23 protein-coding genes are annotated in these 20240 nt (G+C 72.4%); 12 read left to right on the top strand and 11 right to left on the bottom strand.

What is annotated here, in order from left to right:
- The first annotated feature begins 11 nt into the window (after positions 1-11).
- On the top strand, positions 12-2306 hold the full coding sequence (locus tag GH723_RS15720) for a [protein-PII] uridylyltransferase (RefSeq protein ID WP_153760535.1): 2295 nt from the start codon (positions 12-14) through the stop codon (positions 2304-2306).
- Between the two features lie 23 nt (positions 2307-2329).
- Positions 2330-3007, top strand: coding sequence for an NUDIX domain-containing protein (locus tag GH723_RS15715; RefSeq protein ID WP_153760534.1), 678 nt, complete (start codon positions 2330-2332; stop codon positions 3005-3007).
- Between the two features lie 22 nt (positions 3008-3029).
- On the opposite strand, the gene GH723_RS15710 is transcribed toward GH723_RS15715, so the two are convergent.
- Positions 3030-3878 (bottom strand): PAC2 family protein, encoded by an 849-nt coding sequence (locus GH723_RS15710; protein WP_195210364.1) that lies wholly within the window; start codon positions 3876-3878, stop codon positions 3030-3032.
- Positions 3879-3921: 43 nt separating this feature from the next.
- On the opposite strand from GH723_RS15710, the gene GH723_RS15705 reads away from it, so the two are divergent.
- Positions 3922-4779, top strand: coding sequence for an acyl-CoA thioesterase (locus tag GH723_RS15705; protein WP_153760532.1), 858 nt, complete (start codon positions 3922-3924; stop codon positions 4777-4779).
- Positions 4780-4877: 98 nt separating this feature from the next.
- Here GH723_RS15705 and GH723_RS15700 read toward each other — a convergent pair whose 3' ends face one another.
- On the bottom strand, positions 4878-6086 hold the full coding sequence (locus GH723_RS15700; protein ID WP_229022879.1) for an acetyl-CoA C-acyltransferase: 1209 nt from the start codon (positions 6084-6086) through the stop codon (positions 4878-4880).
- 249 nt (positions 6087-6335) lie between these two features.
- On the opposite strand from GH723_RS15700, the gene GH723_RS15695 reads away from it, so the two are divergent.
- Genes GH723_RS15695 through ku form a run of 3 tightly spaced genes read left to right on the top strand, consistent with a single transcriptional unit; the run spans position 6336 to position 8203 of the window.
- Positions 6336-6701: a hypothetical protein gene (locus tag GH723_RS15695; RefSeq protein WP_153760531.1), complete on the top strand. Its 366-nt coding sequence runs from the start codon at positions 6336-6338 to the stop codon at positions 6699-6701.
- 2 nt (positions 6702-6703) lie between these two features.
- Positions 6704-7189, top strand: coding sequence for a hypothetical protein (locus tag GH723_RS15690; protein WP_153760530.1), 486 nt, complete (start codon positions 6704-6706; stop codon positions 7187-7189).
- Positions 7190-7198: 9 nt separating this feature from the next.
- Positions 7199-8203, top strand: coding sequence for a non-homologous end joining protein Ku (gene ku, locus GH723_RS15685; RefSeq protein ID WP_153760529.1), 1005 nt, complete (start codon positions 7199-7201; stop codon positions 8201-8203).
- On the opposite strand, the gene GH723_RS15680 is transcribed toward ku, so the two are convergent.
- Both GH723_RS15680 and GH723_RS15675 read right to left on the bottom strand, forming a co-directional pair.
- On the bottom strand, positions 8200-8619 hold the full coding sequence (locus tag GH723_RS15680; RefSeq protein WP_153760528.1) for a hypothetical protein: 420 nt from the start codon (positions 8617-8619) through the stop codon (positions 8200-8202). The genes ku and GH723_RS15680 overlap by 4 nt on opposite strands.
- 95 nt (positions 8620-8714) lie before the next feature.
- On the bottom strand, positions 8715-9293 hold the full coding sequence (locus GH723_RS15675; RefSeq protein WP_153760527.1) for a TIGR03086 family metal-binding protein: 579 nt from the start codon (positions 9291-9293) through the stop codon (positions 8715-8717).
- Positions 9294-9397: 104 nt separating this feature from the next.
- Between GH723_RS15675 and GH723_RS15670 the strand changes: the two genes are divergently transcribed.
- Positions 9398-9832, top strand: a complete 435-nt coding sequence (locus tag GH723_RS15670) for a GNAT family N-acetyltransferase (protein ID WP_153760526.1) — start codon at positions 9398-9400, stop codon at positions 9830-9832.
- A gap of 6 nt (positions 9833-9838) precedes the next feature.
- On the opposite strand, the gene GH723_RS15665 is transcribed toward GH723_RS15670, so the two are convergent.
- From GH723_RS15665 to GH723_RS15655, 3 genes are all read right to left on the bottom strand, one after another.
- Positions 9839-10573 (bottom strand): class I SAM-dependent DNA methyltransferase, encoded by a 735-nt coding sequence (locus GH723_RS15665; protein ID WP_153760525.1) that lies wholly within the window; start codon positions 10571-10573, stop codon positions 9839-9841.
- Between the two features lie 73 nt (positions 10574-10646).
- The gene (locus GH723_RS15660) at positions 10647-11738 is read right to left on the bottom strand and encodes a trans-sulfuration enzyme family protein (RefSeq protein WP_153760524.1); all 1092 of its coding nucleotides are present in this window, start codon (positions 11736-11738) and stop codon (positions 10647-10649) included.
- A gap of 43 nt (positions 11739-11781) precedes the next feature.
- Positions 11782-12147 (bottom strand): glyoxalase superfamily protein, encoded by a 366-nt coding sequence (locus tag GH723_RS15655; protein WP_153760523.1) that lies wholly within the window; start codon positions 12145-12147, stop codon positions 11782-11784.
- A gap of 48 nt (positions 12148-12195) precedes the next feature.
- Between GH723_RS15655 and GH723_RS15650 the strand changes: the two genes are divergently transcribed.
- Entirely contained in the window at positions 12196-12477 is a 282-nt protein-coding gene (locus GH723_RS15650; RefSeq protein ID WP_195210363.1) for an MGMT family protein, read from the top strand.
- Here the strand turns inward: GH723_RS15650 and GH723_RS15645 are convergent.
- Positions 12474-13388, bottom strand: a complete 915-nt coding sequence (locus tag GH723_RS15645) for an aminoglycoside phosphotransferase family protein (RefSeq protein WP_153760522.1) — start codon at positions 13386-13388, stop codon at positions 12474-12476. The two genes, GH723_RS15650 and GH723_RS15645, sit on opposite strands and share 4 nt — an antisense overlap.
- 104 nt (positions 13389-13492) lie before the next feature.
- On the opposite strand from GH723_RS15645, the gene GH723_RS15640 reads away from it, so the two are divergent.
- The gene (locus GH723_RS15640) at positions 13493-15286 is read left to right on the top strand and encodes a flavin-containing monooxygenase (RefSeq protein ID WP_153760521.1); all 1794 of its coding nucleotides are present in this window, start codon (positions 13493-13495) and stop codon (positions 15284-15286) included.
- A gap of 205 nt (positions 15287-15491) precedes the next feature.
- On the top strand, positions 15492-15980 hold the full coding sequence (locus GH723_RS15635) for a metallophosphoesterase family protein (protein WP_153760520.1): 489 nt from the start codon (positions 15492-15494) through the stop codon (positions 15978-15980).
- A gap of 94 nt (positions 15981-16074) precedes the next feature.
- Here the strand turns inward: GH723_RS15635 and GH723_RS15630 are convergent, their stop codons facing one another.
- Positions 16075-16725 (bottom strand): hypothetical protein, encoded by a 651-nt coding sequence (locus GH723_RS15630; protein WP_153760519.1) that lies wholly within the window; start codon positions 16723-16725, stop codon positions 16075-16077.
- Positions 16726-16874: 149 nt separating this feature from the next.
- Positions 16875-17402: a pyridoxamine 5'-phosphate oxidase family protein gene (locus tag GH723_RS15625; protein ID WP_153760518.1), complete on the bottom strand. Its 528-nt coding sequence runs from the start codon at positions 17400-17402 to the stop codon at positions 16875-16877.
- 90 nt (positions 17403-17492) lie between these two features.
- Here GH723_RS15625 and GH723_RS15620 point away from each other — a divergent pair, with 90 nt between their 5' ends.
- Positions 17493-17816 (top strand): hypothetical protein, encoded by a 324-nt coding sequence (locus GH723_RS15620; protein WP_153760517.1) that lies wholly within the window; start codon positions 17493-17495, stop codon positions 17814-17816.
- Here the strand turns inward: GH723_RS15620 and GH723_RS15615 are convergent.
- Positions 17733-18719 carry a sigma-70 family RNA polymerase sigma factor gene (locus GH723_RS15615; protein ID WP_153760516.1) on the bottom strand — a complete coding sequence of 329 codons (987 nt, stop codon included), beginning with the start codon at positions 18717-18719 and terminating at the stop codon, positions 17733-17735. The genes GH723_RS15620 and GH723_RS15615 overlap by 84 nt on opposite strands.
- Positions 18720-19015: 296 nt before the next feature.
- Between GH723_RS15615 and GH723_RS15610 the strand changes: the two genes are divergently transcribed.
- Positions 19016-20227, top strand: coding sequence for an IS110 family RNA-guided transposase (locus GH723_RS15610; RefSeq protein WP_456049067.1), 1212 nt, complete (start codon positions 19016-19018; stop codon positions 20225-20227).
- The last annotated feature ends 13 nt before the right edge of the window (positions 20228-20240 follow it).

The following is a 20240-nucleotide window of genomic DNA, read 5'->3' as shown; positions in this document are numbered from 1 at the left end:
GGGACGAGCCCGTGGCGAACAAGGCCGAGCTGATCGCCGACGAGCGCCTCGTCGGTGTCGACCTGTGCACGGCTCTGAGCGCCTGGGCCGATGCCTGGCTGGCGCAGCTGTTCGCCGCCGCGACGGCCGAGGCGGATCCGGGAGGCCTCGCCCTGGTCGCGGTCGGCGGCTACGGCCGGGGGGAGCTGAGCCCGCAGAGCGACCTCGACGTCCTCCTCGTGCACGACCCGTCGGTCGCCGCCGACGCCGTGTCCCAGGTGGCGGAGGGCATCTGGTACCCGATCTGGGACGCGGGTGTGAAGCTCGGCCACGCCGTGCGCACGGTGGACGAGGCGGTGTCGCTCGCGTCCGGTGACCTCGACACGGCGACGTCGTTGCTCGACTGCCGGCACGTCGCCGGGGACACGCGGCTCACGACCGAGCTGTCCGATGCCGCCGTCGAGCGGTGGCGGAAGAAGCGCCGGCGTCGGCTCGCCGAGCTGTCCCGCTCGGTCTCGGCGCGCCACGAGGGTGCCGGCGAGGTCGCCTTCCTGCTCGAGCCGGACCTGAAGGGTGGTCGGGGAGGCCTGCGCGACGTGCACGCGCTCCGCTGGGCGCAGGCCGCCGGCGCCACGTTGCCGGACGGCGACGCGTCCGAGCTGGCGGCGGACTACGAGACCCTCCTCGCCGTCAGGGTGGAGCTGCACCGACGGACCCGACGGCCGGGCGACGTCCTCCTGCTCGAGGAGCAGGACGCGATCGCCGCGGCGTTCGGGGTCGACGCCGACGAGCTGATGCGACGCGTGGCGACGGCGGCGCGAGCGATCGCCTGGCGCAGCGACGCCGCGTGGCGGGCGATCGACGCCGAGGTCGGGCGATCGTTCGGGCGCACGTCCCGGGCCCAGCCGCTCGGGGACGGTCTCGTGCTGCGGGGTGACACCGTGCACCTCGCGGAGGACGTCGATCTGGCCGACGCCTCTCTGCCCCTTCGTGCCGCGGCCGCGGCGGCGGGGTCCGCTGCGGTGATCGACCGCACCGTCCTGGAGCGATTGGCCACGTGCCCTCCGCTCCCCGAGCCGTGGCCGGACGCGGCGCGGGCCGCTCTGGTCGACCTGCTCGCGGCGGGGCACGCCGCCATCCCGACCGTCGAGGCCCTCGACCACCACGGCATCTGGACCCGGGTGCTCCCGGAGTGGGAGGCGGTGCACAGCAAGCCGCAGCGCAACGCCTACCACCGCTTCACCGTCGACCGGCACCTCCTCGAGGCCGCGGCCAACGCCGCGGCGCTCGTCGACCGGGTCGACCGGAGGGACCTCCTCCTCGTCGGGACGCTCCTCCACGACATCGGCAAGGGCCGTCCCGGCGACCACACCGAGGTCGGCATCGAGATGGTGCAGGAGATCGGCAGCCGCATGGGCTTCCCGCCCGCCGACGTCGACGACCTCGTGCAGATGGTGCGCCACCACCTGCTGCTCCCGGACGTGGCGACGCGGCGCGACCTGGACGACGAGGGCACCCTGCGGCTGGTGGCCGACGCGGTCGGCAGCGGGCGCGTCCTCTCCCTCCTCCACGCCCTGACCGAGGCCGACTCCCTCGCCACCGGTCCGGCCGCCTGGGGCGACTGGAAGGCCGGGCTCGTCGCCCAGCTGGTCGAGCGCGCCGGTCACCTGATCGGGGGCGGCGAGGCGCAGGAGGTGACCGGTGACGGGTTCCCGAGCGCGGAGCACCGGGCGCTGATGGCCACCGGCCAGCGCCACGTGCTGATCGAGGACGACGTGCTGACCGTGGTCGACGTCGATCGCCCCGGCCTCTTCAGCCGCGTCGCCGGCGTGCTCGCCCTGCACGGCGCCGGGATCCTGGCCGCGTCGGCCCACTCGGCGGCCGGTGGTGCCGTCGCCGTGTTCCGGGTCGTCCGGCCGGCCCGCCGGGAGCTGCCGTGGGACCGCATCAGCGCCGACCTCGACCGCGCGCTCGACGGCCGGCTCGCGGTGTCGGCCCGGCTGGCCGAGCGCATCGGCACCTACCGGTTGCCGCGCCCGCGCCGTGCGCACCCTGTGGCCAACAAGGTCGTCGTCGACAACGACGTCTCCGTGGCCGCCACCGTCGTCGAGGTCCACACCGAGGATCGCATGGGCGTGCTGTACCGGATCACGGCAGCGATCGCCGAGCTGGGGCTCGACATCCGGTCGGCCCGCGTGCAGACGCTCGGCGAGGAGGTCGTCGATGCCTTCTACCTCCTCGACCCGCAGGGGCGGAAGCTGACCGACCGGTACGCCCTGGAGGCCGTCGAGGTCGCCGTGCTCCACGCGCTCGACACGGCTCCCTGAGCGGGGCCCGTACGCTGCACGGGGTGGACGACGCCCCGAGCTGCACACCTCAGGACCTCATCCGGTGGAGCGAGGCGCTGGCGGGGATCGCCCGGACCGGGCTCGGCTTCACCGACAGCCTCTACGAGCGGGAGCGCTTCGAGGAGGTCCTGGCCGTGGCTGCGGACATCCGGGTCGCCGCCGGGAGCCACTTCGAGTCCGACACGCTGGTCGACGAGTGGATGAAGGGCGTGGGAGCCGGGGTGGCGGGCTACCAGACGCCGAAGGTGGCCATCGGCGCCGTCGTCGGCAACGACGAGGGCGAGATCCTGCTCGTCCAGCGGGCCGACTCCGGCGTCTGGCTCTACCCCACGGGGTGGGCCGACATCGGCTACTCGCCGGCAGAGGTGGCCATCAAGGAGGTCGCCGAGGAGACGGGCATCGAGTGCGAGGTCGTGGGGCTGATCGGCGTCCTCGACGGCCTGCGGCGCGGCTTCTCGCGGATCCCGCTGTACTCGCTCGTCTTCCACTGCCGGGCCGTCGGCGGGGCGCTGGCCGCCCACCCACTCGAGACCTCCGACGTCGGCTGGTTCCGGGAAGACGAGCTGCCCTCGCCGCTCGCGGGAGCGGAGTCATGGGGTCCGATGGCCTTCGCCGCCATCCGGGGCGATGCGCTCCCGCCCCACTTCGACCCGCCACGGGACCCGCCCTGGCGGACCTGACGGGCGCGCTCGACGGAGCGGCTCAGTCGCCGGGCTGGTCGCGCAGGAACCGCTCGACCTCGTCGATCAGCGACTCGGCGCCGGTGCCCTCGTCGTCGCTGTCGTAGCGGCGTTCGAGCTGCTCGACGTAGCCGGCGGTCTCCTCGTCCTCCGACACCAGCTCGTCGAGCTGTCGCTCGTAGGCGGCCGATGCGATCTCGAGGTCGCTGGCGGGGACGGCCGTGCCGAGCATGGCGGTGGTGCGCTCGACCAGGGCGAGGGTGGCCTTCGGCGACGGGGCGCCGGGGACGTACGAGGGGACGGCGGCCCAGAGGCCGGCGGAGGGGATGCCGGCGTCGAGGCACGCCTGGTGCACGACCGAGGTGATGCCGGTCGGTCCCTCGTAGCGCGACGCCTCGAGCCCGAAGCGTGCCTGGAGCCCGTCGTCCTGCGAGCTCGCCATGATCGAGGTCTCCCGGGTGTGGGGCACCTCGGCCAGCAGCGCCCCCAGGGTCAGCACGTAGCTCACGCCGAGCGACTCGGCAGCGGTGGTGATCTGACGGCAGAACGTGCGCCAGCGCATCTGCGGCTCGGTGCCGACGAGGAGGAGGACGTCGTGCTCGAGCCCGGGCACGGTGGCGGCCATCAGGTCGTTTCTCGGCCACTCGATGCGCCGGTTTCCCTCGTCGTCGAGGACGGCGCGGGGCCGGGTCTCGGTGAAGTCGAAGAACTCCTCGGCGTCGATCGAGGCGACGGCACGAGCCGACCAGCGCTCGGCGAGGAACTCCACGGTGGAGCTCGCGGCGTCGCCGGCGTCGCTCCAGCCCTCGAACGCCACGAGGAGGACCGGGCGGCGCAACGTCGGGCGTTCGTGCCACACGAGCTGATCCATGCGCGTCCACCGTATCGGCTGGGTCCGTAGGCTCCGTGGGGACATGGACGACATCGACGACGGCTCCGGACCGCACCCCGACATCTCCCTCCTCATCGAGCGGTTGACGCTCGAGCGCATCGATCGGGACATCTTCCGCAGCCCGCATCCGGGTGACGGCGAGGGGCGCCTCTTCGGCGGGCAGGTCGCCGCGCAGGCGCTCCGCGCCGCCGCGACGACGGTCGAGGCGGCGCACGAGGTGAACTCGCTCCACTGCTACTTCATGCGTCCGGGACGGTTCGGCTCGCCGGTCACGTTCCTCGTCGACCGCATCCGGGACGGCTCGTCGTTCTCGACCCGTCGGGTCGTGGCGGTGCAGGAGGGGGAGGCGATCCTCAACCTCGACGCGTCGTTCCACGCCGAGGAGGAGGGCGACGAGGTGGTCGTCCCCGGGCCCGTCGGCCGGGTGCCGGCGCCCGACGAGGTGGAGAGGGAGGACCCGGAGGACCAGCCGACGCAGCGGCGACCGTTCGACCGGCGCGAGCTCGACCCGCCCGCGGACGGGTCGACCCGCACGTTCTGGATCCGGGCGCGCGGGGACCTGCCGGAGGATCCCGTGGTCCACGCCTGCGTCCTCACGTACCTCTCCGACAGCGGGCCGGTCTCCGCGGCCCGGCGGTCGCTCGGCGGTGGGGGCCGTTGGGGTTGGGAGGGTCTGGACCTGATGACCGCGTCGCTCGACCACACGATGTGGTTCCACCGACCCGTCCGCGCCGATCAGTGGCTCCTCTACGACCTGCGCGCCGTCGGTGTCGGCCGTGCCCGCGGGCTCACCCACGGCTCGCTGTGGACGACGTCAGGCGACCTCGCGGTGTCGGTCGCCCAGGAGTCGCTCCTCCGCCGTCGTCGTCCTCGGGGCTGATCCGCCCTCGGCGCGCCCGAGCCCGGACGCGCCACGGGCACGGAGCGGTCCGTGGACCGGCCCCGTGCCCGTGGGTGCAGCTCGTCAGGTGGTGCGGATCAGATGCGCTCGACGAGGGTGGCCATCGCCATGCCGCCGGCGGCGCACATCGTCTCGATGCCGAACTGGCCGTCCTCGCTGATGAGGTCGTTGATCAGCGTCGTCATGATGCGGGTGCCCGTGGAGCCGAACGGGTGGCCGAGGGCGATCGCCCCGCCGTGCGGGTTCAGCTGCTTCTCGACGTCGATGCCGATGGCGTCGACGATCGGCAGGACCTGCGCGGCGAACGCCTCGTTGAGCTCGACGAAGTCGATGTCCTGGATGGTCATGCCGGTCATCTTCAGGAGCTTCTGGATGGCGTCGATCGGGGCCACGCCCATGATCTCGGGGTTGTTGCCCGAGTAGGCGGTGGCGACGACCCGCACGAGCGGCTTGATGCCGAGCTCCTCGGCCTTGGCCCGGCTGGTGACCACCACGGCGGAGGCGCCGTCGTTGAGCGGGCAGGCGTTGCCGGCGGTGACGGTGCCGTCCTCCTTGAAGGCCGGCTTCAGCTCCGCGAGCTTCTCCTTGGTGGTGCCGGCGCGGGGCCCGTCGTCCTTGCTGACGACGGTGCCGTCCTCCTTGGTGATCGGGGAGATCTCCCAGTCGAAGATGCCGTTCTCCTGCGAGGCGACGGCTCGCTGCTGCGACAGGGCGGCGAAGGCGTCCATGTCCTCGCGCTTCACGCCGTACTTGTCGGCGACGTTCTCGGCGGTGAGGCCCATCGGGATGTAGACGAAGGGGAAGCCCTCCTCGTTGTTCGGGAGGAGGCGGGGGTTGAGCCCGCCGGGGCCGATGCCCCGACCACCGCCGCCGCCACCGCCGCCGTTGCCGCCCTCGGGGGCGGGGGGACGCGACGACTTCTCGACGCCGCCGGCCACGTACACGTCGCCCTCGCCGACCTTGATGGCGTTGGCGGCGTGGGAGAGGGCCTGGAGGGAGGAGGCGCAGAAGCGCTGGATGGTGTGGCCGGGTACCGCGTGGGGCCAGCCGGCGAGGATCTGGGCGGTGCGGGCGATGTTGAAGCCGGTCTCGCCCGCCTGGGCCACGTTGCCGATGAGGACGTCCTGGACGTCCTCCTTCTTCAGCTGCGGCACCTTCTCCATGACGGCGTTGAGGATGTCGCCCATCATCTCGTCGGCCCGCTTGTCGACGAGCGAGCCCTTGTTCGCTCGCCCGATCGGGCTACGCGTCGCCGCGACGATGACGGCCTCGTTCAGTTCTGCCATGGGTTCCCCCTCGAAGTGGACGTAGGGACTGATCGTTGCAGATGCCTGCCGCCGCCGACCAGACCGTGCAGGTAGGGTCGCCGCGCTGCCGCCACGAGGAGCCCCATGTCCGACGCGACACCGACCCCACCCCCCGCCGCGCCCGCCCCGCCGCCGCCGGGTCCGCCTCCGGGCGCCGCCGCACCTCCGCCGGCACCTCCTGGGCCCCCGCACCCGAGCCCTCCGACCTCGTCCTCGGGCCCCGGTGCCGTGTCGATCCGTGGCTCGGCCTGGTGGAGCGTCGTCGCCGTCGTGTGCCTCGCGGTCGCGGTGTCGGTGAGCGAGGACGGCGACAACGCGTGGGGCCGCGTCGGCGTGTGGGCCGGTGTCGCGATCGCCGCGGCCGTGGCCACGCTCGCACCGAGCCTGCGGTCCCAGCTCAAGCTGTCGGCCGAGACGGCGTGGCAGGCGGCGACGGTGGGCGGCCTCGTGCTCGCCGGCTACTGGGTGCTGTTCGTGCTGCCGTGGATCGAGCAGAACGTCTCGTTCCTCGCCACCGTGGGCTGTGCCGCGGGGGCCTACGCCGCCTGGCGCGCGCCCGGCCGTCCCGCCGGCCCCCACCAGCAGGCGTTCTGAGGGTGTCCCCGTCGTCCCGGCTCCGCGCTGCGGCGGCGCTGTGCGTCGTCTCGCTCGGGCTCGGCTGGTCGACGTCGCTGGCATCCCTCGGCTACCAGACCCCGGGGATGAACCTCTCGACGACGTACGTCTCGCCGATCTCCGGCGACCTCGACATCGGGAGCACCTACGTGCCGGGGTGGTGGGTCGCCGGCGACCCCCTGCGAACCGCGAAGGGGCACGAGAGCGACGTCCGGGTGGTCCTCGTACCCGCCGCGCTGGTGCTGGCGGCGGCGGCGCAGCGCAGGGTCCGCTCGGCGCAGCTCGCACGTGCGACACGCGTCGCGGTGGCGGCGATCGCAATCCTGGTCCTGGTCGCGCTCAGCCGTGGGATGCTCGCGGCCGCGGCATCGATGGTGGTGGCGCTGGCGCTCGCAGCGCCCGAGGTGTCATCGCACCCGCTGGTGCGCCGGTCCTCCCGGCGTTTCCAGCCGGTCGAGGGAGGTTAGGGAGGCGCCATGCCGAGGTCGTTGTGGACGGGTTCGATCAGCTTCGGGCTCGTCACCGTGCCGGTGAAGCTGTTCAGTGCCACCGAGGACAAGGACATCCGCTTCCACCAGTTCGAGCGGGGCACCGGTGAGCGCGTGCGGATCCGGCGGGTCGCCGAGGGCACCGACCGCGAGGTCGAGTTCGGTGACATCGACAAGGGCTACGAGGTCACGAAGGGCCAGTACGTCATCGTCACGCCCGAGGAGCTCGAGTCGGTCGACCCCGGCCGCTCGAAGACGATCGACATCGAGGACTTCGTCGGTCTCGAGGAGATCGACCCGGTGTACTTCCAGAGCACCTACGTCGTCGCGCCGGCGAACGAGGCCGCCGCGCGACCCTACAAGGTCCTCCAGATGGCGATGGAGCGCTCCGGCCGGGCGGCGATCGCTCGCTTCGTGATGCGCAGCAAGCAGCACCTGGCCGTCGTGCGCCCCGTCGAGGGCCGGCTCCTGCTCGAGACCCTCTACTTCTCCGACGAGGTCCGGGCGGTCGACGACATCCGTGAGCTCGGCTACCTGGACGAGGCCGGCGAGCCGCGGGACCGAGAGATCGAGATGGCCGAGCAGCTCCTCGACTCGCTCACCACCGAGTGGGAGCCGAGCCGGTACGAGGACACCTACCGCGAGCGGGTGCTCGAGCTCATCGAGTCGAAGGCCGAGGGCCGCACGCTCGTCACCGAGGAGGAAGAGGAGTCCGCCCCGGTGATCGACCTGATGGCCGCCCTCGAGGCCAGCGTGAAGCGGGCGAAGGAGGGGCGCGCCGCCGCGAAGGGCGCGGGCGGGTCGGGCGGTGCCGCCCGTTCCAGCGGGTCGGACGCGGGCGACGCCACCGACGAGCTCGCAGAGATGAGCAAGGACGAGCTGTACGAGGAGGCGCAGCGCCTCGACATCCCGGGCCGGTCGAAGATGGGCAAGGACGACCTCGTCGAGGCGATCAGATCGGCCTCCGGCAAGAAGGGCCGTCGGGCCTCCTAGTCCAGGGCCTGGCGTCGGGCTCGTAGCTTGGCGACCGCCATCCCCGCCACCGCCAGGCCCTGCGCCAGGACGACGAGCCGGCCGATCCCGCTCAGCGGTGCGATCGCCGCGACGGCGGCGGAGCCGAGCGCCCACGCCGCGTCGCCAGCGGCGCTCCACGGCGTGAGGCGCAGGAGCAGCCGGGCCGGTGCCCGGGCCAGCAGTGCGAGCTCCGCGGCGAGGACGACCAGGAACGCCCCGGCCGCCGTCACAGGCGTCGCGTTCTCGATGCCGAGTACGTCGGCGACCGGCCCGGCCAGCTCGACGAGGGCGAGTCCCGGGACGGCGCACGCGGCGACGTCCAGGTTCATGACGGCGCGGAGCGTCCTGGTGCGGTCGGGGGCGGTGGTCGCAGCGGCGGTGGTCGTGGTGGTCATCGGATCCTCCAGGGGTGTGGTCCTGCCTGGAGGATGAGCGAGGGGCGGACGCATGACGATGACGTGCGGGGTCATGGCCCCGCCGAGGCGCCGGATCAGCGAGGCGGCGTCCAGCGGGGATCGCGGCCCGCGAGGCCGACGATGCGGTCGATCAGCGGCGCGTCGACCGGTACGGGGACGACCGGTCCGAAGAGACCGTCCCGCGAGGCCGGGTCGTCGCCGACGCCGGCGACGAAGTCGTGGACGGCGTCGAGCAGGAGCGGGTCGCCTGCCATCGCGAAGCCGCAGGCGCGTGCGAGGTCCCACCCGTGGACCACGAGCTCGTCGAGCGCCACCAACCCGGCGACCTTCGCAGGGAGGTCGATGCCGCCGGCTTGGGTCGCACCGGTCCACGCCGACGGATCGCGCCACGCCCCGGCCAGCTCCTCCAGACGGGTCGGGATGTCCTCCCTCCACGTCGCCGGCAGCCGCCGGGCATCGCCGGACGGGCCGTCCGCTCCCGGCAGCGTCTCCTTGCGTGCGGCGGCGGTGAAGGCGATCGACAGGCCGTGCACGTGGTCGAGCAGGTCGCCGACGCTGTAGTCGGGGCAAGGCGTCGGCGCGCCCAGCCGCTCCTCGGGGATGTCGGCGACGAGCGCGCCGAGCGCCTGTGCTGCGGGTCGCAGATCCAGCAAGCGGTTCTCTCCTCCTGTGACGTTCCTCGGGTGGACGGGCGGCGGCCGTCGGACTCATCGCGCCCTACGATCGACCGTTCCGGAGCCGACCAGGAGGACCTGCCGTGGTGGACATCGTCGAGGCGACCGAGGTCACCCCCGAGGTCGTCGCGGCCTTCGAGCGCCTCATCCCGCAGCTGTCGCGCTCGAACCCGCCACCGTCGGAGGACGCCCTGCGCGCCATCGTCGAGTCGCCCGCGTGCCACCTCCTCCTGGCGCGGGACGGCGACGAGATCGTCGGCAGCCTCACGCTCGTCGTGTTCCCGATCCCCACCGGTCTGCGGGCGTGGATCGAGGACGTCGTCGTCGACCAGGCGGTGAACGGGCGGGGGATCGGGCGGCAGCTCAACGAGCACGCCCTCGACCTCGCCCGCCGGCTCGGCGCGACGACGGTCGACCTCACGTCACGGCCCTCGCGGGAGGCGGCGAACCACCTCTACCGCAAGATCGGGTTCCAGGCGCGAGAGACCAACGTCTACCGCTACGACCTCGGGAGCTGAACCGTCTCAGGCGCTGGGTCGCTGCCACACCGAGACGTGGGAGGTGCTCTCGGCGGTGAACGGTGAGCGGTCCCAATCGCCCCAGCGGTGCTCGAGCTCCATGCCGGCGATGCGGGCCATCAGGTCGAGCTCCGACGGCCACACGAAGCGGAACGGCGTGCGGAGCTCGTGGACGGCGGATCGCCCGGCGCGGAAGTGGTGCGAGGTCGCCTGCTGGGCGACGAGGTCGGTGTAGCGGTCGTAGCCGACGTAGCCCGGGGCGTGGCTGAAGACCCGGGCGTCCGCCCCCGGCGGTAGGCGACGGAGGTCGGGCACGCCGACCTCGACGACGAAGCGCCCGCCGGGGTCGAGGTGGGCGACGGCGTTGAGGAAGCACTCGACCTGCGCGTCCTGGGTGCAGACGTTGCCGATGGTGTTGAACACGAGGTACACGAGCCGGAAGGAGCCAGGCACCCGGGTCGTCGTCATGTCCCCGATCTCCACGGGGATGGCGTCGCCGCCGTCCTTCTCCCGGAGCCGCGCGACCATCGCCTCGGACAGCTCGATGCCCGTGACCGGGACGCCCCGTGCCGCGAGCGGCAGCGCGATGCGGCCGGTGCCGATCGCCATCTCCAGGGCGGCTCCCCCGTCGGCCAGCTCGACGAGCACATCGACGGTCCGTCCGATCACCGCCGGATCGAAGTGGGGCCCGTCGCTGTCGTCGTACGTCGCTGCGACATCGGGGCCGAAGTGGTCGTCCATCGCCAGAGCGTGGCGTCCGGCTCCTCGACCTGCGAGCGAGTTGCGCCTGGTTCGAGGTGCAGGACCCAGCCGATCAGAGCGCACCGTCCAGGTCCGTCCACAGGTCCTCGACGTGCTCGATCCCCACGCTGAGCCGCAGCAGTCCGGGCGGCAGGTGCTCCTGTCCCGGAACGGCGGCGCGGCGTTCGATGGTCGACTCCACGGCACCGAAGCTCGTCGCATGGCGGATCAGGCGCAGACGCCGACAGACCTCGTCCGCGTGGTCGGCGCCGCCCTCGACGTCGAACGAGATGACGCTGCCGAAGCTCGTGAGGTGCCGTGTCGCCACGTCGTGGGTGGGATGCGACGGCAGACCGGGGTAGCGCACGCGCTCGACGCGGGGGTGTGCCGCCAGACGCTGTGCCAGCTCCGCGGCAGACCTCGCGGCGGCCGCAGCCCGCAGGGGGTAGGTGCGCACGCCTCGCGTGGCGAGGTAGGCCTCCAGTGCACCGGGCGTCGCCCCATGGAGCTCCCGGTGGCGGCGCAGGTCTGCCGCCAGGTCGGTTCGGCGCGTCGTCACCACACCGGAGAGGAGGTCCGAGTGCCCGCCGAGGTGCTTCGTGGCGGACTGCACCGCGACGTCGACCCCGAGGTCGAGCGGCTGCTGGCCGAGCGGCCCGGCGAGCGTGTTGTCGATCGCGACGAGGCCGCCGTCCGGTCGACTCGCCGCCAGGATCTCCCTCACGTCGGCGACCGACAGGAGCGGGTTCGATGGCGACTCGAGCCAGACCAGGTCGGCGCTGCCCACCGCGTCGCACCAGGCGGCCGTGTCCTCCACGGGCAGGCGCACGGACGTCCAGCGACCGAGCTGCTCGCCCTCCGCGATCAGGCCGGCGACGCCCTGGTAGCAGTCGTCGGGCCACACGATCCGGGATCCGACCGCGAGCTGGTCGAGGACGGCGGCGATCGCCGCCATGCCCGAGGCGAACGCCACGGCGTCGGCGTCCTCGAGCGCGCCCACGACCGCCTCGAGCCCTGCCCACGTCGGTGTGCCGTCGTCGCGGGAGTAGGCCGTCTCACCGCCGAGCACGAAGTTCGACGCTGGCACGAGCGGTGCGTTGAGCGGCGCCCCCACCTCCTCCGGACGTCCGGCCGCCACCGCTCGCGTCTCGAACCGCTGCTCCATGCCCGGCACCCTAGGGCGGCGCCCCGCGTGCTCCGGCGACAGCTCAGATGTCGAGCTCGCCGAACCGTAGGCGGTTCCCGAACGGATCGACCAGCTCCATCTCGGTGCGGCCCTCGCTGCTCTCCAGCTCTGGCCGCACGCCGCTGCCGTCGGCCCTGGCGGCGAGCTCGGCGTGCAGCTCGCGCACGCCGGTCACGTACACGTACACCACCGACCCCGGCGTGCTGTCGCCGTGGTGCTCGGTCAGGTGCAGGACGAGGTCGTCCCTCGACACCTGCCGGTAGAGGGGAAGTCCGGGCTCGAAGCGGTGCTCCCAGTCGACCGACATGCCGAGGAACCCGAGGTAGAAGCGATCGGCCACGGCGGTGTCGAAGGTGCGGATCACGGGGACGACGCGGGTGAACCTCATGTGACTGCTCCTTCCGGGGTCGGTGGAGTCTCGCGCGAGGATCGGCACGTGACGCCGTTCCACGCCGACGTGCAGGAGGTGCTCGCCGACCTCGGGGTCGGTGAGGTCGTCTCCTACGGGGAGGTCGCGCGACGCGCCGGTCGGCCGGGTGCAGCGAGGGCTGTCGGGGCGTTCCTGTCGGCGCACGGCGGGGACCTGCCGTGGTGGCGGGTGGTGCGGGCCGACGGATGGCTCGCCGCTCATAAGGTGCAGGAGCAGGAGCGGCGGCTGCGAGCCGAGGGGGTCGACGTCGTCGCCGGCCGGGTGCTCGACGCCCTCCCGCCGCGCTAGTCGAGCACCACGTCCGACGCGTCGGCGACGAGCTCGGCGGCGGCGAGCATCTCCCGACCGATCGGTTGGAGATCGATGCGGGTGCAGAGCAGCCCGGTGCTGAGGCGCTCGACGGCGCCCCACTCCCAGATCGCCGTGGCGTCGAGACCCGTACGGGCGGCGAGCCATCGGGCGCCGCGTCCGGGGTCCGCGGGATCGATCTCTCTCGGGTCCTCGCGCAGCATCACGCCCAGGTCGTACTCGGGTTCGGCGAGCAGGCCGTCGGGGTCGACGAGCTTGAAGCCGCCGCCGTCGAGGGTGGCCAGTGCGTTCCACTCGTGCACGTCGCCGTGCACCAGGACGGCGCGCTCGTCGTCGTGGGCGGCCATGCGCCGCTCGACGCACGCCAGCGCGTGGTCGAGCGTCTGCTCCGAGCACGGCCGGCCGAGCTCCTCCCACGTCGACGTCACGAACCCGGCCAGCCAGCGGCCCTTCTCCGCTCCCGTCGGCAACTCGTGCCCCGCCGCTGGCCGCCACATGCGTGACGCGAGGTCGCACAGGATCTCCCGCCGGCGGGCGAACGGCACGCCCAGGTCGTGCAAGGACGGCCCGAGGCGCTCGATCAGCAGCGCGGAGCGGTCGAGGTCGTGGCGGAGGAGCCGTGCGCTCCCGTCGCCGTCGGCCAGACGGAGCGCTGTCGTCTCGTGGCGCACCGCGTCATCGCGCGGCAGCAGCACCTTCAACACCGCCGGCGTCCCGTCGACGAGGTCGACGGCGACGACGTAGCTCTCCGTCCCGTCGACGAAGCTCGGGCCGAGCGTCAGGCCCCAGTCGGCGACGAGCGAGGCGACGACGTCGGGCAGCTCGTCGAGCCACCGCTGCGCATCGAGCGAGAGCGCCTTGTTGCGCACCGCCGGGGGGAGGTCGTCCACCGGGCCAGGCTCGCAGGCGTACGCGATCGGCGCTCGCAGATCCCGCCGGGCATGATGGGGCGGTCGCCACGGGGCGACGGGGGACGCAGGACGGGGGAGCGACGGTGACCACCGCGATCGACAAGGACGCGCTGAAGCGGCGGTACGCCGAGGAGCGGGACAAGCGCCTACGGGCCGACGGCAACGCCCAGTACCTGCGGCTCGAGGGCCAGCTGTCCCACTACGCCGAGGACCCCTACACGCCCTTCGTCGAGCGGGAACCGGTGCACGACCACGTCACGGTGGCGTTCATCGGCGCCGGGTTCGCCGGACTCGTCACCGGCGCTCGGCTGCGCGAGGCGGGCATCGACGACGTGCGCCTCGTCGAGAAGGGCGGCGACGTCGGCGGCACCTGGTATTGGAACCGCTACCCAGGCGCCCAGTGCGACACGGCCTCGATGGTCTACATGCCGCTCCTCGAGGAGACCGGCCACATGCCGTCGGAGAAGTACGCCCACGCGCCGGAGATCCTCGAGCACTGCCAGCGCATCGCCCGGCACTACGACCTCTACGACCACGCGCTGTTCCACACCGAGGTCACCGCGCTCGAGTGGCACGACGACCGGTGCGCGTGGCTGGTGCGCACGAACCAGGGCGACGAGTTCACGGCGACGTTCCTCGCCATGGGCACCGGACCGCTTCACGTCCCGAAGCTTCCCGGCATCCCCGGCATCGAGGACTTCCGTGGTCACTCGTTCCACACCAGCCGGTGGGACTACGACTACACGGGCGGGTCGCCCGACGGGGACCTGATGGACGGTCTGGCCGACAAGAGGGTCGGGATCATCGGCACCGGCGCGACGTCGGTGCAGTGCGTGCCCCACCTGGCCCGCTCGGCCGCCGAGCTCGTCGTGTTCCAGAGGACCCCGTCGTCGGTCGACGTCCGCGCCAACCACCCGATCGACCCCGACTGGTTCGCCGAGATCGCGACCCCCGGCTGGCAGAAGCGCTGGCTCGAGAACTTCACCGCCAACCAGACCGGGGCCATGGCCGACGAGGATCTGGTCCAGGACGGCTGGACCGACCTCGCCCGCCGCATGCGGTCGCGCGTCCTCTCCCTCCCGCCGGAGGAGATGACCGCCGAGGGGATGATGGCGGCGCTCGAGGACGCCGACTTCGAGAAGATGGAGGAGATCCGGGCGCGCGTCGACGCCGTGGTCGAGGACCCCGCCACCGCCCAGAAGCTGAAGGCCTGGTATCGGCAGCTCTGCAAGCGGCCGTGCTTCCACGACGAGTACCTCCAGGCGTTCAACCGCCCGAACGTCCGCCTGGTCGACACCGATGGGCGGGGCGTCGATCGGATCACCGAACGCGGCGTCGTCGTCGGTGAGGTGGAGCACGAGCTCGACTGCCTCATCTACGCCTCGGGCTTCGAGGTGGGCTCTGCGTACACCGAGCGGGCCGGGTACGACCCGGTCGGGCGCGACGGCGTGCGCCTGTCGGAGTACTGGGCGAACGGCATGCGGACGCTCCACGGCATCCACGTCCACGGGTTCCCCAACCTGTTCATCGTCCAGCCCACGCAGGGGGCGAACCTCATCTCCAACGTGCCGCACAACCTCACCGAGTCCGGCACGACGATCGCGGCGATCGTGCGGCACGCACTCGACACGGGGGCGTCTCGCGTGGAGGTCACCGAGGAGGCGGAGCAGGCGTGGATCGAGCTGCTGCGCACCGGCCCGGGGCGTGGCGTCATCGGCTCACCCGACTGCACGCCGGGTTACTACAACAACGAGGGCCAGGAGCCGCCGCCGCACGCCCGGGACAACGTCGGCTACCCGCACGGCGCGATGGCCTACTTCGCCTACCTCGACGACTGGCGCACCAGCGGCCGGTTCAAGGGCCTGACGTTCGACTGATCGCCGTGCCCGTCCCCTGACCGCGGGCGTTTGCGGTTCTCGGTACGGATCGCGACGGCTGGTGTCGCGATGCGTACCAAGAACCGTGCGTACCGAGAAGGCGTGCGTACCGAGAACGCGTGGGTACCGAGAGGCGCGCGTACCGAGAACGGGCGAGCACGGCGGAGCAACCCGGTGACGGTGGCGCGCCGGCAGACTGGGTGCGATGCGCGTCCTGGTGATCTCCGACACCCACATGCGGCCGGGTCTGGGCCGCGACCTCCCCGAGGCCGTGTGGGGCGCGGCGGCCGAGGCCGACGTCATCCTCCACGCCGGCGACGTCGTGACCCGCGACCTGCTCGACGCCCTCGCCGACCGAGCGCCGGTCCACGCGGTGCTGGGCAACAACGACACGTCGCTGCACGGGGAGCTGCCGGAGGTGCTCGACCTCGAGCTCGGCGGCGTCGCGCTCGGGATGATCCACGACTCGGGGCCGACCGCCGGCCGCCCGGCACGCATGCGGCGCCGCTTCCCCGACGCCGACGTCGTCGTCTACGGGCACAGCCACATCCCCTTCGCCGGGGAGGGCGTCGACGGCCAGCTGCTCTTCAACCCCGGGAGCCCGACCGAGCGCCGCCGACAGCCGCGCCACACCTACGGCCTGCTCGACCTCGAGGGCGGTCGAGTGGTCTCCCACCGCATCGTCGAGGTCTAGCCCCGGACGCGAGCGAGGCAGCCACCGTGGAGGTGGCTGCCTCGTGCGGGTCAGCGGGAGGAGCCGACCCAGCTGCCCCGCAGAGGGGCGGGTCTCAGCTCTCCATCACCACGACCTTGTGATGGTGCCGCAGGCCGAGGACGACCAGGACGGCCATCACACCGGCGGCGATGAAGGCACCGAGGGCGGCGTAGCCGGCGATCTGGCCGACCGTGCTCCAGGCGAAGGCCGAGAGCAGCAGGCCACGCAGGGTCTCGCCCTTGAAGAGGGTGTTGCGCTGGCCGGAGACCTCGTCCAGCTCGGCCTGGAGGTCGGCGATGGTGGCGTCGTCGGCGCCGTCGGCGATGGCGGTCTCGAGGGCGCCACGGGCCGCACGCTCGGGCGTGCCGAGCTCGGCGTAGGTCATGCCGCCGGCCGTCTCCTGGAGGTGGCCGTCGATGTAGCTGGCGTAGGCCTCGGCGTGCTCGCCGGTGGTGACCTGGACGCCGGCGAACTTCATCAGGTCGTCGCGGCCCTCGGCCTCGAGCGCCTCGGCCGGCGGGAAGGTGATGTTCTGCGACGACAGCTCGTCGTAGACGTAGTCGTCGGAGAAGCTGGCGCCCCAGTTGAGGAGCGCACCGGCGACGACGAGGACCACCGTCGCCACGACGCCGAGGCTGATGAGGAAGCTGTCGATCGTGCGGCGCTTGAAGGTGAGGACCGGTGCGTCGCTGCTGGTGGTGGTCGGGGTGTCGGTCATCGCCATGGTGGGCTCCTCGTGTTCGGGTCCCGTTGACCCGCTGTTGCATCTCTTGAAGGTGAAACTACGGATGCGACGGGGTCGGATCAGGGGCCGAAGGTCCCGACCTGGTGGGACCCGGAGCACGACATCGGCGGGACCTCGCGCCGGCTCGGTCAGGCGTCGAAGCGCCAGCGGGTCATCGAGAACGGCTCGCCCTTGCCGAAGCCGAAGGCGGTCGTGGGGCGGACGCGGAACACGTGGGCCTCGCCGCCGACGTCGTTCCAGAACGACCCGTCTCGGACGGCGAACCGCCAGTGCTCACCGTGTTGGGCGACCCAGGCGTCGGCCAGGACGTGCAGCACGACGTCGTCGACCACCCGCTCGGCGGTGCCCTCGACGACGACGTCGAGCCCCTCGTCGAACCGGTTGCAGCCAGTCGTCAGCACGCAGCGGGGCTCGTGGTCGAGGTTGCGGCGCTTCTGCTCCTCGGTGCCGGTGCAGAAGTGCAGCGCGGCGTCGTGCCAGACAGCGATCAGCGGGGTGACGTGCGGGCGTCCGTCGGCACGCACCGTCGACAGCCAGCTCACGCCGGCGTCGAGGATGATGCCGAGCGCCTCCTGCCAGTCGCGCGGCGCCGCACCGGGGGAGCTGAAGCGGGGGTCGAGGCGCGTCTCGGGGGTGGGTGACGTGGTCGTGTCCATGGGGGTGCCGACGGCCGGGGCCGATCCGACTCATCGATGCAGGGTCGGCCGCCACCGATGAGTCCCCGCCGGTCGCCCGGTCAGCACCGCATGGGACTGCCACTGCCGCCGGGGGCGCGCATCACCGTCGTCGCCGACGACGGGAGGCGGCGCGTCGTCGTCGCCCGCCTCCACAGCCTGCGTCCGGACCTCGACCTGCTCGATCGCATGGCGCGGCTGCAGCTCGCCGCCGCCCGGCTCGGGATCGGCGTCGGCTACGCCGAACCCTGCCCGACCTTGCGGCGGGTGATCGAGCTCAGCGGACTCGACGAGGTGCTCCTGTCCGACCCGTCAGTCGAGCCGCGGCGGCAGACCGAAGGCCGCGAAGTGCTCGGGGCCGACGAAGTTGGTCCACGACGCGATCCGTCCCCCTGAGATCTCGAGGAGGTGCAGCGCCCACGGCGTGAAGCCGCCGTCGGGGTCGGGCTTGTACGCCGCGACGACGGGGCAGCCGTTGGCCGGCGTGGTGACGATGGTGCGCGACCCCTTGCAGCCGATGCCGTGGCCCATGAGGAACGTGGCCACCTCGTCCGGTCCCTGGATCCACAGCGGGAAAGGGGGCATGGAGAACCGCACGTCGTCGCGGAGCAGGGAGACGAGCGACCCGACGTCGTAGCGCTCGAAGGCGTCGACGTACTGGGCGAGGAGCGCCTCGTGGTCGTCGTCGAGCGCCGGCGCGGCCTCGACGTCGGCCTCGGCGAGGGTGGCGCGCGCCCGCTGCAGCGCGCTGTTGACCGAGGCGACCGTCGTGTCGAGCAGCTCGGCGACCTCCGTCGCCTGCCAGCGGAGCACCTCGCGCAGGATGAGCACGGCTCGCTGGCGGGGCGGGAGGTGCTGCAGCGCGGCGACGAACGCCAGGCGGACGGAGTCCCGGGCCGCGGCGAGGTCGGCGGGGTCGCCGTCGGGTGGGAGGATGCGGTCGTCGCGCATCGGGGTGATCCACTCCGACTCCGGCGTCGGCGGGGCGAGCTCGGCGTCGGCGCGGCCCGGCGGGCCGAGATCGACCGGACGGGCGCGGCGCTGAGGTCCCCGCAGCATGTCGATGCAGACGTTGTGGGCGATGCGGTAGAGCCAGGACCGCAGCGAGGAGCGGCCCTCCCAGGAGTCGAGCGATCGCCAGGCGCGGACCATGACCTCCTGCACGGCGTCCTCGGCCTCGAAGCTGGAGCCGAGCATGCGGTAGCAGTAGCCGGTGAGCTCGCGGCGGTGGGACTCGATCTCGCGCTCGAGCTCGGCCCTGTCCCCGCGGGCCGCCGTCGTGGCGCTGGTGCTGGTCACGTCGCGGATCGTACGCCCGGGGTGTGACAGTCATGATCGTTCTGCCGGTCCGGAACGGCGTGGAGGAGACTCCCCGGTGGTGGCCCCGCTGTTCGGGTCTGACCCTGGTGTGTGACTGACCGTCGTGTCCTTGTGATGAAGCGTCGGCCTGTCCTGGCGGGACCACCACCTCGGGATTCTCGGCCGTTCGGAGTGACCTCATAGGAGCCTGTTCGCGCAGACTCGTGACTGTCTTGTCCTCCCGGTCGGTGATCCCTCCGCCTCGTGTGACCGAACCGAAGGGATCGAAGACGATGATGACAGCCCCAGCCCGCCGTGTCACCGGTGGGGTCGACACCCACGGCGATGTCCATGTCGCTGCCGTTCTCGACAGCGCGACGGGCCGATGCCTCGGCGTCGAGTCCTTCCCCGCCGAGCGGGCCGGTTACGCGGCGTTGCCCGCCTGGTTGGCCGGCCACGGCGAGGTTGACGCGGTCGGGGTCGAGTCGACCGGATCCTGGGGTGCGGGACTGTCCCGGCACCTGACCGCCGCCGGCGTCGGGGTGATCGAGGTCGACCGGCCCGACCGCAAGACCCGCCGGCAGGAAGGCAAATCCGACCCCATCGACGCCCAGGCCGCCGCTCGGGCGGTGCTCTCGGGCCGGGCCACTGGCACGCCGAAGTCCGGGGACGGGCCCGTTGAAGCGATCCGGGCGCTCGAGATCGTCTGCCACGGCGCCACCCGCGACCGCACCCGGGCGATCAACCAGTTCAAGGCTCTGCTCGTCACCGCCCCCGCCGACCTGCGAGAACACCTCGCCGGGCTCTCCTTCTCCCGACAGCTCGAGCTCGCCCGCCGCTTCCGCGACCACGACGACATCGTCGAGGCCCAGGTCCGGTTCGCGCTCAAGACCCTCGCCCGCAAGATCACGTTCCTCGACCAGCAGATCAACGACCTCGAAGCCCGCATGAACACCCTCACCGGCCAAGCCGCCCCGGCGCTCGCCGGAACCTTCGGCGTCGGCCCCCACGTCGCCGCCCAGCTCCTCGCCGCCCTCGGCGACAACCCCGAACGGATCAGCAGCGAAGCCGCGTTCGCCAAGCTCTGCGCCGCCTGCCCCATCCCCGCATCGAGCGGCAAGACCACCCGCCACCGGCTCAACCCCGGCGGCGACCGGCGAGCGAACAACGCCCTCTACACCATCGTCCTGGTCCGCATGCGCCACCACGCACCGACACGCGCCTACGTCGCCCGCCGCACCGCCGAGGGCAAGACCCGCCTCGAGATCATGCGCTGCCTCAAGCGCTACGTCGCCCGCGAGATCTTCAACGTCGTCACCCGACCGCCAGCGGTCCCCACCGGACACGACATCCGCCAACGACGCCTCCAAGCCGGCATCACCCTCACCGCCCTCGCCAACACCCTCGACATCGCCCCCATCCGGCTCTCACGCCTCGAACGAGGTCTCGACTTCAACAACGACCTCGCCACCCGAGCCGCCACCTGGCTCACCCAGAACGCCGCTTGACATCTATAGGAGC

It is taken from the genome of Actinomarinicola tropica (assembly GCF_009650215.1).
GTDB classification, from domain to species: domain Bacteria; phylum Actinomycetota; class Acidimicrobiia; order Acidimicrobiales; family SKKL01; genus Actinomarinicola; species Actinomarinicola tropica.
The sequence above is the reverse complement of the archived record's forward strand: the minus strand, read 5'-3'. Positions and strand labels throughout refer to the sequence as shown.

Excerpts from the sequence above, each read along its gene's own strand:
- GH723_RS15700 (WP_229022879.1), bottom strand. The coding sequence starts at position 6,086 with ATGGCAGAACTGAACGAGGCCGTCATCGTCGCGGCGACGCGTAGCCCG.
- ku (WP_153760529.1), top strand. The coding sequence starts at position 7,199 with ATGCCGAGGTCGTTGTGGACGGGTTCGATCAGCTTCGGGCTCGTCACC.
- GH723_RS15620 (WP_153760517.1), top strand. The coding sequence starts at position 17,493 with ATGGGACTGCCACTGCCGCCGGGGGCGCGCATCACCGTCGTCGCCGAC.
- GH723_RS15625 (WP_153760518.1), bottom strand. The coding sequence starts at position 17,402 with ATGGACACGACCACGTCACCCACCCCCGAGACGCGCCTCGACCCCCGC.
- GH723_RS15655 (WP_153760523.1), bottom strand. The coding sequence starts at position 12,147 with ATGAGGTTCACCCGCGTCGTCCCCGTGATCCGCACCTTCGACACCGCC.
- GH723_RS15665 (WP_153760525.1), bottom strand. The coding sequence starts at position 10,573 with ATGGACGACCACTTCGGCCCCGATGTCGCAGCGACGTACGACGACAGC.
- GH723_RS15635 (WP_153760520.1), top strand. The coding sequence starts at position 15,492 with ATGCGCGTCCTGGTGATCTCCGACACCCACATGCGGCCGGGTCTGGGC.
- GH723_RS15705 (WP_153760532.1), top strand. The coding sequence starts at position 3,922 with ATGGACGACATCGACGACGGCTCCGGACCGCACCCCGACATCTCCCTC.
- GH723_RS15610 (WP_456049067.1), top strand. The coding sequence starts at position 19,016 with ATGACAGCCCCAGCCCGCCGTGTCACCGGTGGGGTCGACACCCACGGC.
- GH723_RS15710 (WP_195210364.1), bottom strand. The coding sequence starts at position 3,878 with ATGGATCAGCTCGTGTGGCACGAACGCCCGACGTTGCGCCGCCCGGTC.
- GH723_RS15630 (WP_153760519.1), bottom strand. The coding sequence starts at position 16,725 with ATGGCGATGACCGACACCCCGACCACCACCAGCAGCGACGCACCGGTC.
- GH723_RS15680 (WP_153760528.1), bottom strand. The coding sequence starts at position 8,619 with ATGACCACCACGACCACCGCCGCTGCGACCACCGCCCCCGACCGCACC.
- GH723_RS15660 (WP_153760524.1), bottom strand. The coding sequence starts at position 11,738 with ATGGAGCAGCGGTTCGAGACGCGAGCGGTGGCGGCCGGACGTCCGGAG.